Source organism: Chitinophaga eiseniae, from assembly GCF_900167135.1.
Classification (GTDB): domain Bacteria; phylum Bacteroidota; class Bacteroidia; order Chitinophagales; family Chitinophagaceae; genus Chitinophaga; species Chitinophaga eiseniae.
Map to the genome: position 1 here is coordinate 566,666 of NZ_FUWZ01000004.1, position 15,775 is coordinate 582,440.

The 15,775-nt window shown below is 54.1% G+C and carries 1 protein-coding gene; it reads left to right on the forward strand.

Going from position 1 to position 15,775, the window contains the following annotated elements:
- Positions 1–40 precede the first annotated feature (40 nt).
- On the forward strand, positions 41–15,733 hold the full coding sequence (locus B5D63_RS25645) for a non-ribosomal peptide synthetase (protein WP_078671710.1): 15,693 nt from the start codon (positions 41–43) through the stop codon (positions 15,731–15,733).
- Positions 15,734–15,775: the final 42 nt, after the last annotated feature.

The window sequence follows — 15,775 nt, forward strand, 5'->3', positions numbered from 1 at the left end:
CGGTATCCATCAACATTTACTGGTATTATAAAGATGATATATGATTGAGGTTAATTTCAACAAGGCAATAGCACTGGTGGCGAAAGCCCGGGAACAGGGAGTTATGCTCTTCCTGGAGGATGGCAAGATTAAATTCCGGACACCCAAAGACGCAGGTATCGCCCCTGAACTGCTGGAAGAGATAAAATTGCACCGGGATGAAATCAAAGCCTTGTTGCACCAGGCCATCTCCGCAGAGACAACGCCTATCACCCCCGGTGCAGCTGCCAGCCACGCCGGGGCGCGGCTCTCCTTCAGTCAGGAAAGACTCTGGTTCATCGATCAGCTGGAAGGGAGCGTTAAATATCATATTCCCATTGTATTGAAGTTAAAAGGCGCGCTGCAGGTAGATGCCCTGCAGCAGGCGCTGAAGACCATTGTGGACCGCCATGAGGTGTTACGCACCGTATTCAGGGATACTGCAGGTGTAGCCTCTCAGTTGGTGCTGGATAAAGACACCTGGCAAATGGACATGCTGACGGCGCAGGAATATTATGATGACCCGCCCGCGTTGGAGCGCTCCATTCAGGCGATGATTGATGCGCCTTTTGATCTGGCAGCTGATCACATGCTGCGTGCCCGCCTGATATCGATGGGTGGCGGTGAATACATACTGGTGGTGGTTTTGCACCATATAGCGGCAGATGCCTGGTCTACCGGCATCATTGTACGCGAACTGGCAGCGCTGTACCACGCCGCCGTAACCGGTCATGTGTCCCCGTTGCCACCGATGGACATACAATACGCCGACTACGCGGTATGGCAACGTCAATACCTCTCCGGTGATACACTGGCTATGCAGTTAGGTTACTGGAAAAACCAACTCTCCGGTACGCCGGTGCTGGAGCTGCCTACAGATTATCCGCGGCCGGCCGTTCAAAGTGATCGGGGCGCTGTCATTACGTTTAACCTTGACCGTGATATTTCTGATAGGGTGAAATCTTTTTCCCGGCAGCAGGGCGCTACAATATTTATGACATTGCTCACAGCTTTTAAAACCTTGCTGTACCGTTATACCGGTCAGGAAGATATCTGTGTGGGCACGCCCGTGGCGGGCAGAACGCGGAACGAAACGGATAACCTGATAGGTTTTTTTATCAACTCGCTGGCGCTACGCAGCAACCTGTCCGGGCATCCTACGTTCAGCGCATTGTTGCAGCAAATAAAACAAACAACCCTCGCCGCATACGATCATCAGGAATTGCCTTTTGAAAAGATTGTGGAAGCAGTAGTGAAAGAAAGGGACATGGCCAGGAACCCGCTGTTCCAGGTCATGTTTGCCCTGCAGAATGCCCCGGCGGCGCCGGAACTGGAGCTGGACGGTGTTACGTTCACCTACATGGAGACCGCGCACACCACAGCCAAATTCGACCTCACCTGCTCCTTTGAAGAAACACCCGCCGGGCTTTCCGGAAGGATGGAGTATTGCACCGATCTGTTTGAACCGACAACGATACAGCGGATGATCAGGCATTTCTGCTTGCTGCTGGATAACGTTTTGCTGACACCCGATAAACCGGTGCACCTGTTGCCGCTGCTATCAGCAGCAGAACGGGAACAGGTGCTGACAGCCTTCAATAATACTGCCGTCGCTTACGCTGATGATCAGTCCATCACTACCCTGTTCTCTGCACAAGCCCAAGAGGCGCCGGATACAGTCGCCCTCATGTTCGGTGACGCAGTGATGCATTACAGTGAACTGGAAAAACAGTCGAACCAGCTGGCGCACTATCTGCGGGGAAAAGGCATACGGCAGGGAAGCATAGTGCCGGTGTGCACCGAACGCTCCCCTGAAATGATGGTGAGCATCCTCGCCATACTGAAAGCAGGAGCGGCCTACATGCCGCTGGACCCGGCTTATCCTGCGGAAAGGCTGGGCATGATGCTCGACGAGAGCCGTAGCAGCATGCTGGTGACCACCACTGATTTTCATGATCGTTTTACACAGGAACGGCCGGGTATGGAACTGTTGCTGGCAGACCAGCTACCGGCGCTGTTGACAGGCTGGCCCGGCACCGTCCCTGACAACCCGCCATCCGCCAATGATCTGGCTTATGTGATGTATACGTCTGGTTCTACCGGGAGACCTAAAGGCGTACTGGTAACGCACAGGAATGTGACCAGCCTCGTGCTGCAACCGAATTATGTTTCCCTGGATGCTGCCAGCACCATCTTATCTGCCGGCTCTCTGGCTTTTGATGCTACGACTTTCGAATACTGGGGCGCCCTGTTGCATGGCGGCCGCCTGGCGCTTAGCGCGGGCAATAGTCTCCTCGATAGTGCTGTGTTTAAACAGGAACTATACAGCAAGGCGGTAACCATCCTGTTTATTACCACCAGCTGGTTTAACCAGCTGGTAGATACCGATATCACGGTCTTTGGCCGCCTGTCGGCGGTTCTTACCGGCGGAGAGAAGATGTCTGAAAAGCATGTAGAACGTTTCCGGCAGGCATATCCCGATATCAGTATCAGTAACATTTACGGACCTACGGAGAATACTACCTTCTCTTTAAGTTATCTTATCAATCCTCATGCGCTGGCTCCCAATACGCCTGTCGGCATACCGCTCAATAACCGCACTGCTTACGTGCTGGACGATGCACAACAGCTGTTGCCGGTGGGAGTGGCGGGTGAGCTGTATGTTGGCGGAGCGGGCCTGGCAACGGGTTATCTCGACAGACCGGAGCTGACAGCGGAGAAATTCGTTCCACACCCATTCAGCGACAACCCGGAAGAAAGGCTGTACCGCACGGGAGACCGTGCGCGTTGGCTGCCCGACGGTAATATTGTATATCTCGGCCGCGTGGACGATCAGGTGAAGATCCGCGGTCATCGCATAGAACCGGGCGAGGTGGAAAGTATCCTGTTGACCCATCCTGCGGTGGCGCAGGGGATCGTGGTCGTCAAAACAGATGAAAAAGACCTGAAACGGCTGGTAGCCTACGTAGTGCCGGCCGATACATTTGACAAAGATGCCCTGGTGAATTATCTGAAAGCGAAGTTACCGGAATACATGGTGCCTGCTGTCATTATGACCCTTGATCAGTTTCCGGTGACGGCGAACGGGAAGATTGACAAAAAAGCTTTACCCGAACCAGAGGTGACTACGTTCGCTGCGCACGATTATGTGGCGCCCCGTACCCATGCTGGTCGGGAAATGGCGCAGATCTGGCAGGAGCTGCTTGGGGTGTCACAGGTAGGCATATACGATAATTTCTTTGAGCTGGGGGGTGACTCCATCATCACTATACAGGTGGTCAGCAGGGCGCGGAAGGCTGGCTTCCGCCTGCATCCGCGGGACCTCTTCCGGCATCAGACCATCGAAAGACTGGAAATACTGTTGTCTGAAAACAGGGAGCAGGTATTGACAGGTGAACAGGGGCTGCTAACGGGAGAGAGTGGATTGATCCCGGTACAGCGTTGGTTTTTTGATAACAACGCAGCGGCGGCAGGTCATTTTAACCAGAGCGTACTGGTAGGCATCGATAAAAAAATTCTTCCTGCACAGTTGGCCGCCGCCATTAAAGCGCTGGTCCGTTACCACGACGCCCTTCGTTTTGTTTACCGGACAGATGATAAGGGTTGGCATCAGACCTACGGCACCCATGAAGCAACGCTCACCATAGAAGACCTGAGGGCGGTCCCGGCAGAGAACCTCGCCGCACACCTTACGGCGTACAGCCTTGCCGTACATCGCTCCCTGGATATTTCCAAAGGGATATTGGTGCGCGCGGTACTGTTGCAAACACCGGAAACCGAAACGCATCATCGTTTGTTGATCGTTATCCATCACCTGGTGGTGGATGGCGTCTCCTGGCGTATCCTGCTGGAAGATCTGGAAGCGTTGTTGCAACAGGACCCCGCAGCGCTGACGCTCGATAAAGGAAATTCTTACCGGCAGTGGCATGAAGCGCTGGCAGCGTATTCAGGCCAGCGGCGATTAACCGTCCAGCTGCCGTATTGGGAAAACATCCACCAGGAAAGCAAACAGGCTGTTTTAAAAGCAGCAGCGCCTTTCAATGGTAAAGTTTCTATGGCGGATTTTGAGAGCATAACGACAACGCTGGATGCCGGCTGGACACGACAGTTGCTTCAGGATGCGCCGCAGGCGTATCATACGGAGATCAACGATATTCTGTTGTGTGCGCTGGCGCTGGCTGTTGGCATGTGGAACGAAACCACTAAAGTATGTATAGGGCTGGAAAGTCACGGCCGGCACGATATCGGCGGTATGGACATCAGCCGCACCGTAGGCTGGTTCACCAGTTTGTACCCGGTCCTGCTGGAAGCTGATCAGCAACTGACACCTGGTGAGGTGCTACGCTCCGTCAAAGAACAATTGCGTGCCGTGCCAGATAAAGGCATCGGCTTCGGCGTATTAAAGCAACTGCTGCAAACACCTTCCCTACAGGGCGACGATCCCTGGGAAATCGTATTTAATTACCTCGGACAATCGGACCGTGTAGTGAAACAGGATGGTGTATTAACCATCGTGGAAGAAGCTGCCGCACCTGGTGTGGGAGAAACATACGTGATGCATGAGAAAATAGGTATTAACAGTATCGTCAGCGAGGGAGCGCTTGTATTGGCATGGTCTTTTAGTACCAGGCATTTCCAGGCGCAACAGATACAGGCGCTGGCAGATGAATATATACAGCAACTACAGCGGCTGATTACCTGCTGCGTTGCACAACAAGAGGCGCTGGCCACTCCATCGGATTACGGGCTGCAAGGCATTGTGGCAATTCCCGAACTGGATGCGCTGCTGAATGTTGACCATGCCGGTATGCCGCGGCGTGCGCACGTATCAGGATTGTATCGTTTGAGCGCATTACAGGAGGGAATGTTGTTTCACAGCCTGTATGACCAGGCTGGCGGCGCATACATTGAACAATTTGGCTGCGACCTGATCAACGTGCAGCCGGAGGCATTCAAGGCAGCGTGGGAACACCTCATGCAACGGCATACCATCCTGCGCACGGCCTTCTTCAGTGATGAAGCAGCCATACCATTACAGGCTGTCTTCAGGGAAGCGGTATTGCCGTTTCACCAGGCCGACTACAGTGGGATGGAAGCGGCGGAGCAGCGGAAAGCAGTGGAAGTGTTCACACAACAGGATGCTAAGCAACCCTTTGATTTTAAAGTGCCGCCAATGATGCGTATTTCGCTGCTTAAACTGGCGGAGGGACGTCACCGTTTGTTATGGACCTTCCATCATATTTTGTTTGATGGCTGGTCTGTCCCTGTGTTAATGGAGGAGTTGCTGCAAGCTTATGAGGCAACCTTGAATGGTGTGCCGCTGCCCGCACGTACGGAAGATCGTTATGAAGACTTTATCCGTTACCTGGAAAAACGGGACGGTGAAAAAGAAGAACAATACTGGCGCCGGTATATGGAAGGAGTGGAAGAAGCCACCCTGTTGCCTTTTATCCGTCCGGGCGCAGACCGCACACGGGAAGCTGGCGTATATAAAGATTTTATCCTGAGCATCGATGCCGCGGCAACGGCAAAGATCAATGCTTTTGCCCAGCGACAGCATATTACTGTGAATACGCTGATGCAGGGCGTATGGGCGTTGCTGTTACACCATTACACCGGACAGGAGCACGTTACCTATGGGGTAACGGTGTCCGGCCGGCCGGAAGATTTGTCCGGCGTGGAACAAAGGGTAGGAATGTATATCAATACCATTCCGCTGCACGCGGCTGTTACTGCGGAGAAGGTCCTGGGACCATGGTTACAGGAACTACAGCTCTCCCAGCTGCAAAGCCGTGAACACCAGCATACAGGTCTGGATACTATTCAGCATTGGTGCGGCCTCCCGGGGGAATTGTTTGATACCCTGCTGGTGTTTGAGAACTACCCCGTAAGCAAGGTGCTGGAGGCGCAGGCGTGGCTGTTGCAGGTGGAGAATGTGGCGGTACAGGAGAAGACAAACTATCCGCTCACTATTTTGATTGTCGCCGGGGAAACGCTTCATATCCGCTTCAGCTACAATACCGGCTTGCTTTCAGATAATTACCTGCAGGCTATCGCCGGTCATTTTGAAACCCTGCTGGCGCAGCTGCCGGAAAATGGTAGCAGCCCTGTGTCTGCGCTTTCATGGTTGACGAACGCGGAGCGGTCGCTGCTGCACAGCTTCAACGATACCGCTACAGACTTTCCCCGGCAACAAACGTTGACAACTTTGTTTGCAGCGCAGGTAAACCGTACGCCGCTGCTGATAGCCGTGGTGGATGAACAAGGGTGCCTGACCTACCGGGAACTGGATATCATTACTAACCAGCTGGCACATTACCTGAACAGCAAGGGAGTAGGGGCAGAAACGCTGGTGCCGGTATGTCTCGAACGTTCGCTGGACATGATCATCGCTATTGTTGCGATTCTGAAAGCCGGCGCCGCCTATGTGCCGGTTGATCCAACCTATCCGGAAGAACGGATCTTACATATACTGGAAGATACCAACGCGGATATTATCCTCACAGATCATTCCGGTTTTCGCGCTATACCGGATAATTTCAGCGGCGTGGTGCGCCTCGATGAAATCCGGCCTGTGCTGGGCATCTATCCGGAGACACCTACGGGTCGGGTGATTCAGCCCGGCCAACTGGCATACGTGATCTACACTTCCGGTTCCACCGGAAAGCCTAAAGGCGTGATGAATGAACACGCCGGCGTAGTGAACCGCTTGCTATGGACGCAAAAATACTTTGGACTCAACGGCGACGACGCTATTTTACAGAAGACAACTTTTTGTTTCGACGTATCCGTATGGGAGCTGCTATGGCCGTTGATGTGCGGTGCACGGCTGGTGATGGCCGTCCCGGGGGGACAGAAGGATACCTCCTATCTGAAAGCGGCCATTGACCGTTATGGTATCACTACTATTCATTTTGTACCGTCCATGTTACATATCTTCCTGGAAGATGTGAGCCCGGAGGAGGTTCCTGGCCTGAAAAGGGTCCTTTGTAGCGGGGAGGCGCTGAAGCCGCAGCAGGTGAGCCTGTTTCGTGAGAAGATACCGTATGCGGGGTTGTATAACCTCTACGGACCTACGGAAGCGGCGATCGACGTTACCTGCTGGCAGGTGCCGGATCGTTTTACAGAAAATGAAGTGGTGTCTATCGGAAAACCGGTAGCCAACACACAGCTATATATTCTCGATAAGGCCGGCGGGTTGCTTCCACCGGGCGTTTTCGGGGAACTGCATATCGGCGGGGTACAGGTAGCCCGCGGATATCTGAACCGGGAAAGTCTTACCGCAGAGAAATTTATCGCAGATCCATTCAGTGACGGCCGCCTGTATAAAACGGGTGACTGGTGCCGCTGGTTACCCGATGGCAATATAGAATATGCAGGCAGGATCGATGACCAGGTGAAGATCCGGGGATTCAGGATCGAGCTGGGAGAAATAGAAAGTGTATTGCTGGAGAATGAACGAGTGAGCGAAGCTGTTGTCGTGGCGCGTGATGCGGCCGATGGCAGCAAACGCCTGATCGGTTATGTAGTGCCGGCAGGGGAGATAGACTGCATTGCCGTGCTGGATGAACTAAAGCGCCGCCTCCCGGAATACATGGTGCCTGCGATACTGGTACCACTGGCAGCGATGCCCCTGACCGCCAGTGGAAAGATCAACCGCAAGGCGTTACCAGCGCCGGATGAATCCTTCCTTGCCGCAGCTGCCTATGTGGCTCCTGGAAACGAAACGGAACAGCTGTTTGCAAATATCTTTCAGGATATTCTGAACATTTCCAGGGTAGGCATTAACGATAATTTCTTCACACTTGGTGGAAACTCTCTCTTATCCATGCGCCTGGTGGCGGCAATACGTAGACAACTGCAGCTGGAGCTGCCGGTGAAATCGGTATTTACACATGCTACCGTAGCGCTGTTGGCGGCACACCTGGGTGACCAACAGCATGCCACCCCGGCGCTACCCGCTGTTGAAGCGGTGCTGCGCCCGGAAAGAGTGCCGCTTTCGTTTAGCCAGGAACGTTTATGGTTTATCGATCAGCTGGAAGGAAGCGTGCAGTATCATATCCCGGTAGTGCTGCGGCTCAAAGGGCAGCTCGACAGAAGTGCGCTGGCATCTGCCTTACAGCATATTATCAATCGTCATGAAATACTGCGGACGGTGATTGCCGAGGAAGATGGTATCGCCTGGCAACGGCTGCTGGCGCGGGACCACTGGCAGCTGACGGTGACAGACGATCCCGTTTATCACGAAGACCCGCTGGCCTTGTCATCATTGGTACAAGCACATGTGCAGACGCCCTTCGATCTCTCGAAAGACCATATGCTGCGTGCCCACCTTGTAGTGCTGTCGGCAACGGAGCACGTACTGGTGGCTGTGATCCACCACATCGCTTCCGACGGCTGGTCTTCTTCTATCATCGTCAACGAGCTGACAGACCTTTACCGGTCATTTGTCCGCAATGAAATGAACACGCTGCCACCACTGCCGCTGCAATATGCGGACTATGCGATCTGGCAGCGGCGCTACCTGACAGATACCGTATTATCGCTGCAGCTTGATTATTGGAAAGCGCAACTCAACGGCGTAGAGACGTTGCAGTTACCGACGGATTACTCCCGTCCGGCAGTACAGCGGAACAGGGGCGCCGTTTCCTGGTTCCGGCTGGATAAACAGTTGACCTCCGGCCTCCGGGCGCTGGCACAGCAACAGGAGGCAACGCTGTTTATGACATTGCTGGCGGCCTTTAAGGTATTGTTATTCCGCTATAGCGGCCAGGAAGATATTTGTGTGGGAAGCCCTGTGGCCGGCCGTACGCGGCAGGAGACAGAAGCGCTCATCGGGTTCTTTATTAACACACTGGCGTTACGCAGCTACGTAGATGGCCGGCAGTCCTTCATTAGCTTGTTACAGGCCGTAAAGGAAACAACGCTCAACGCATACCAGCACCAGGAAATACCGTTTGAGAAAGTCGTGGAAGCAGTGGTGAAAGCGCGCGATCTCAGCCGAAGTCCACTGTTCCAGGTGATGTTTACGTTGCAGAATATGCCGGAAAGTACATCGCCGGAACTGGAGGGATTACAAATGGAGGCGATGCCGCTGTCTTACGCTACCACCCAATATGATCTCAGCTTCACGCTGGAAGATACGCCGGAAGGTTTGCGGGGCAGTGTGGAGTATTGCACCGATCTGTATTTACCCTCCACCATCGAACGGATGATGCGGCATTTTGAACAGCTGCTGCGCAGCCTCACGGCAGCGCCGGCAGCCAGTCTTGAATCGCTGCGAATCCTCAGTGAGGCGGAAGAGAAGCAGCTGTTGTATGACTTTAATCAGGCCCGGCAACCGGCAAAACCGGTGGTGGCGCAAACGCTGGCGGAGCTATTTACCGAGCAAGCCCGTCGTACGCCGCTGGCGACGGCGCTGGTGTTCGGGAATACGGCGCTGACTTACCAGGAGCTGGATGAACGTTCCGGTCAGCTGGCTGGTCAGCTGGCGCGTAACGGCGTTAGCGCGGGTACGCTGGTACCGTTGTGCATAGATCGTTCCCTGCAGATGATGGTGGCCATTCTCGGCATCCTGAAAGCCGGCGGCGCCTACGTGCCGCTGGACCCACAGCATCCGGCGGAAAGGATCGGCCGCATACTGGAAGATATCGGCGGCGACCGGCTGATCGTGACCACAACGGAGCATACACATTTGTTCCCATCGGCCTCCAGGCTGTTATTGCCGGATAACTGGTGCCAGCCGGCGGGAGAGAAGTATACGATTACAGCTGCCGCATCGAAAGATCCGGCTTATGTGATCTACACATCCGGCTCTACGGGCATCCCCAAAGGCGTGGTCATTCCACATGCGGCGATCGTCAACTTTATCGTTCACCGCAGCGCGGATTTTAAGATTGACGTAACAGATAGAATACTGCAGTTCTCCAACTATTGCTTCGATGCGTCGGTGGAACAGATGTTCCTGCCTTTGGTAAACGGTGCTGTGCTGGTACTGATACCGGAGGCGCTACGGCTGGACCGGCAGGAATTTGAGCAACTGCTGGAGCAGGAACAGATTACACACCTGGACACAACACCCGGCTTCCTGGCGTCCATCACGCCGGGGAACTATGGCTCGTTACGCCGGGTCGTCTCCGGTGGTGAAGCATGCAGTCTGCCGCTGGCGGCAGCATGGGCGCCCCATGTTGATTTTTATAACGAATATGGCCCTACGGAAACAACAGTGGTAGCTACTGCCTGGCATTACCAGTCGCAGCAGCCGGCCGTCACAGACATGCTGCCTATCGGAAAACCACTGACTAACGTAACCGCCTATATCCTGGATAGCACCGGTAGCCCCGTACCTGTGGGCGTGCCCGGGGAGCTGTTTATCGGCGGGATACAGGTCGCTGAAGGATACCTGAACAACCCGGCGCTGACCGCTGAAAAATTTGTCGATGATCCGTTTGGTGGCGGTGGCGGAAGGTTATACCGTACCGGTGATCTGGCTTGCTGGCTGTCCGACGGTAACATCGCCTACCTCGGACGGATAGACGACCAGGTGAAACTACGTGGCTACCGGATAGAACTGGGGGAGATTGACAATGCCTTGTTACAGCATCCGTCCATCCGCGAGGCCGTAACAACCGTCAAAACCGATGGTGCTGGTCATAAAAGACTGGTGGCCTACCTCACCGGAGAGGAACTGCCGGCCCGTGAGCCATTATCCGCCTTCCTGCGGGAGCGGCTGCCGGAGTATATGGTGCCGGTACAGTTTATTCCACTGGAGGCCATCCCATTGACCCCTAATGGCAAGGTGGATAAAAAAGCACTGCCGGCGCCGGACACGGAAACACTGAGCGGCAGCGCTTTTGTGGCGCCCCGCAATGAAACCGAATCCCTGCTGGCCGGCATCTGGCAAAATTTGCTGAATCAGCAACAGGTAGGGATATACGATAACTTTTTTGAACTGGGCGGCGACTCGATCATTACCATACAAGCAGTGAGCCGCGCGAGAAAAGCAGGATTGAACCTGCATCCGGCGGACTTATTCAGGTATCAGACGATTGCCGGTCTTGCTGCAATGCTGGTTGCCAGGCAGGATACGCCGGACAATCAGGCAGAACAGGGTACGCTGGCCGGCGTCAGCGGGCTGCTACCCATACAGCATTGGTATTTTGCGCATACGGCGGAGGCAATGGGTGAGCATCATTTTAACCAGGCGCTCTTGCTGGAGGTAGATAAATCGGTGGCGTTCAACGTGCTGGAAGCGGCCATCGAAAAACTGATACAGCATCACGATGCGCTGCGCTTCAGCTATAGCAGGCAGCAACAATGGCAACAAACATACAGCGCCTATAAGGGGACGCTGGAGGTAATAGATCTGAGGGATAAAACAACGGACACCTTACCGGCGGAAATTACGGCGCAGGCGGAACATTATCAGCGCAGCCTGTATCCGGAGCAAGGTATTGTGGTCCGGACGGTGCTGATGATAACGCCGGACAATATTTCTCACCACCGCCTGTTGATCGTAGTACATCACCTGGCGATAGACGGCGTATCCTGGCGTATCCTGCTGGAAGACCTGGAGCAGTTGGTAAAACAACCAGCTTCCCCGCTTTCGCCGAAGAGTAATTCCTATCGGCAATGGCAGCAGACGCTGACTGCTTACGGTCAACGTAAAAAGGTACTGGGCCAGCTGGATTACTGGCAACAAGCCACAACCGGATTTAAACCGCTAAAAACGGATAAATCCTTTGACAGCGCCGTTACGATCAGGGACACCGCCAACCTGGTGGTACGGCTGAATGCCGGGCAAACGAAGCGGCTGCTGCAGGACGCCCCGAAAGCATATCATACAGAAATAAACGATCTGTTGTTATGTGCGCTGGCAATGACGTTGCAGGAGTGGAATGGTACAGACAGCGTGACTATCGGCCTGGAAGGCCATGGCCGCGAAACCATCGACAATGTAACGGATGTCAGCCATACCGTAGGATGGTTCACCAGCCTCTATCCCCTGAAGCTGGCGACGGGTAACGGCAGTATTGGATCGCAATTAAAAACAGTCAAAGAACAATTACGCAATGTGCCGGACAAAGGTCTTGGATACGGTGTGTTAAAATATTTGCAGCAGGAAGTGGCGCTTCAGGGTAGTGACCCCTGGGACGTGGTGTTCAACTACCTCGGTCAAACAGACAACATTGCGGCAGCAGACGGGTTGCTGCGGATGGCGGCGGAATCACCGGGAACTGCTATCGGAAAAGATTTTCCGTTGTCGGAGAAAATAGCGATAGATGGTATGGTGCAGGACGGTGAGCTGGTACTTCGCTGGAAATACAGTAGCCGGCATCTCAGTGCCGACGCCATGGAAAAAATGGCATCGATCTGTATGGCGCACCTGGAAGCACTGATTTCCCATTGCGTAGGTCGCAGGGAACCGGCGTTTACACCATCTGACTTTGGCTTGGGCAAAGAGATCTCCGTAGCGGAACTGGACACGTTCCTCGATGCCGCGCCCGACGGAATAACCCGCCGCGGCCGTATCAGCAGCCTTTATCGCTTAACCGGTCTGCAGGAGGCTATGTTATTCCATGCCTTGTTTGACGAACACGCTAACGCCTATATGGAACAGTTTACCTGCGATCTGTTTCACTTAAATGAGACGGCCTTTATCCAGAGCTGGAATCTGTTGCTGCAAAGGCATACAGCGTTGCGCAGCGGCTTCAGCGCCGATGAGTTCAGCATCCCGGTACAGTGGGTGTATCAGGATGTACAGCTGCCGGTGACTTTACTGGATGACCGCTCACTGACGCCGGAAGAACAACAGGAAAAGCTGGCGGACTACCTGGAAGCCGACCGTAACAAGGGTTTTGACTTCAGCCATGCACCGCTGATGCGGCTGGCGCTGATCCGTGTTGATGACAGTCGTCACCGTATGGTATGGACGTCCCACCATATTTTATTCGATGGATGGTCCCTGCCGCTGATACTGGAAAACCTGTTACGGATATACGAAGCTGTGGTGAAACAGTTGCCGTTGCCTGCATTTACAGAAGACCGGTATGAAGACTATGTACGGTACCTGGAACGCCAGGATAAAACGCAGGAGGAAACTTTCTGGCGTAGCTATCTGAAAAACGCTACAGACGCTACATTGTTGCCCTTCATTGGCGCTGCCGAGGCCCGTAATGCAGGAGTAGGCACCTACCGGCAGGAGTCACTGGAGCTGGATGAAGCAGCAACCAGGAATATTCAGCGTTTTGCACACCGTCATCGTATTACGCCTAACACAATTATACAGGGCGTATGGTCGTACCTGTTATATCGTTATACCGGGCGTAAGGAAGTGACTTATGGTATCACGGTGTCCGGCCGGCCGGAAGGACTGCCGGGAGTAGAACAGGCGGTGGGTATGTATATCAATACGCTGCCCTTGTGCGCAGTGATTGACCCTGCAAAGCCGGTAACAGTCTGGCTGCAGGAGTTACAGGCATCACAGCTGCAATGCCGGGAGTACCAGTATACACCGTTGGATGATATGCAGCGCTGGACCGGTATTACCGGCGATTGGTTCGATAGTTTGCTGGTATATGAAAACTATCCGGTGAGCAAGATGATGACGGCGCAACAAGGTATATTGACGGTGGAGAATGTGCATGTACATGAGCAGACCAACCTGCCACTGGAGATATTGGCTGCCGTATCGGATACCATCCGGGTGACGCTCCGCTATAACGCAGACCTCCTCGCTGATGCCTATATCGGCGCTATCCGCGGGCATTTCGAAGAGGTGCTGCTACAGATGACGGCGAACGATAACCTTCAACTGGCCGAACTCGATATATTAACGCCTGCTGAAAGAGTGATGCTGACGGAAAAGCTGAACAACCGAAAAGTCGCGTTTCCGCAAGATAAAACACTGGTGTCCCTTATCCGGGAAAAGGCGGCGGTGATGCCCGATGCCACCGCTATTATTTTTGGAGAGACGGCGCTGACATACCGTAACCTGGAAGAACGTTCCAACCAGGTAGCGCATTACCTGCAGGGCCTGGGCATAAAAAAAGACATGCCGGTGCCCATCTGCATTGAAAGGTCAACAGAAATGGTCATCGGTATATTGGGTGTCCTGAAGGCCGGCGGCGCCTACGTGCCGGTAGATACAGCCTACCCGCCGGAAAGGATCGCTTTCCTGCTGGAAGACGTGGCGGCATCCGTGGTACTGAGCAGCCGGTTATTGCAAGACAAGTTGACGGCCGTTACGACGGCGCGCGTAATTGCCCTGGATGATCGCCAGGAGGAAGTGTTCCGTCAGCCGGTATCAGGTTCTTTATTGGTACCGTCTCCCGGTGATCTGGCGTACATTATCTATACTTCCGGTTCCACCGGTAAGCCCAAAGGCGTGCTGATAGAACACCGGGGGATGCTGAACCATCTCTACGCAAAGGTCAACGATCTGAGACTTGACCACCGTACTATTGTTGCCTTTACAGCTTCCTATACTTTTGATATCTCCGTATGGCAGATGTTCGCCGCGCTGCTCTGTGGCGGCACGACGATCATCTATTCCGAAGAAACCATCCTGCAGCCGGAACAACTGATGCGCGCGGCAGACCGCCAGCAGGTGACCATCCTGGAACTGGTGCCCTCTTACCTGGCCACGGTATTACAGGAGGATATTCCGGTGAAACTGGAACATCTGGAGTTCCTGCTTGTCACCGGCGAGGCCGTCAGCCAGCAGGTACTGGTACAATGGTTCCGTCATCCGCATTACGGCCGTATCCCGGTGGTAAACGCTTACGGGCCTACGGAGGCATCTGATGACATCTGTCATTATACAATGTATGAGGCGCCGGTACAGTCTAATATTCCCCTGGGATATCCTGTTCAAAACCTCAACATCTACGTGGTGAACGAAGCGATGCAGCTGTGTCCGCCCGGTGTGCCCGGAGAGATCTGTGTTTCCGGCGTAGGAGTGGGCAGAGGATACCTCAACCGCCCGGAGCTGACAGCGGAAAAATTCATCACCGATCCGTTTATAACGGGAATGACTGTACGCATGTACCGTACCGGCGATCTCGGTCGCTGGCTCCCGGATGGTACCGTGGAATACCTTGGCCGCCTGGATGACCAGGTGAAGGTCCGTGGCTTCCGTGTGGAGCTGGGCGAGATTGAACACGCACTGCAACTGCATGAACAGGTACAGCAGGCAGTGGTGGTGGCCCGCGCTGACCGCAGAGGCAACAAGCAGCTGGCGGCATATGTGGTTACTACCGATGCCTATGATCGAGATGACGTATATGCGTTTCTGAAAGGCCGCCTGCCGGAATACATGATACCTTCCTGGCTGGTGCCGCTGGAGAAGCTGCCGCTCACGGCTAATGGTAAAATAGATCGTAAAGCGCTGCCGGCACCGGACGAGGTGGCGGGATGGTCATCACAGACATATGTAGCCCCCCGCAACGAAACAGAAGCGCTGTTGTCCGCCGTGTGGGAAGACCTGTTGGGTGTGACAGGCGTCGGTGTACAGGATAATTTCTTTGAACTGGGTGGCCACTCGCTGCAGGTGATCCGGCTGACTTCCACGGTCCGTAAGCAATTTGGCATAGAGGTCAATGTGCGGACCTTTTTCCAGCTGGCTACCATCGAACAGTTGGCGAGATATATCCATCTGAATCTAGACCAGCCTGCGGCAGATGATGATGACGATCTGGAGACCATTACCCTGTAAAAAGCAACCCCATTTAATTCTCTTCATTCATTCAAACAACTG

What these genes read in the sequence shown, in the direction of transcription:
- B5D63_RS25645 (WP_078671710.1), top strand. Translation starts at nt 41, where the DNA reads ATGATTGAGGTTAATTTCAACAAGGCAATAGCACTGGTGGCGAAAGCC.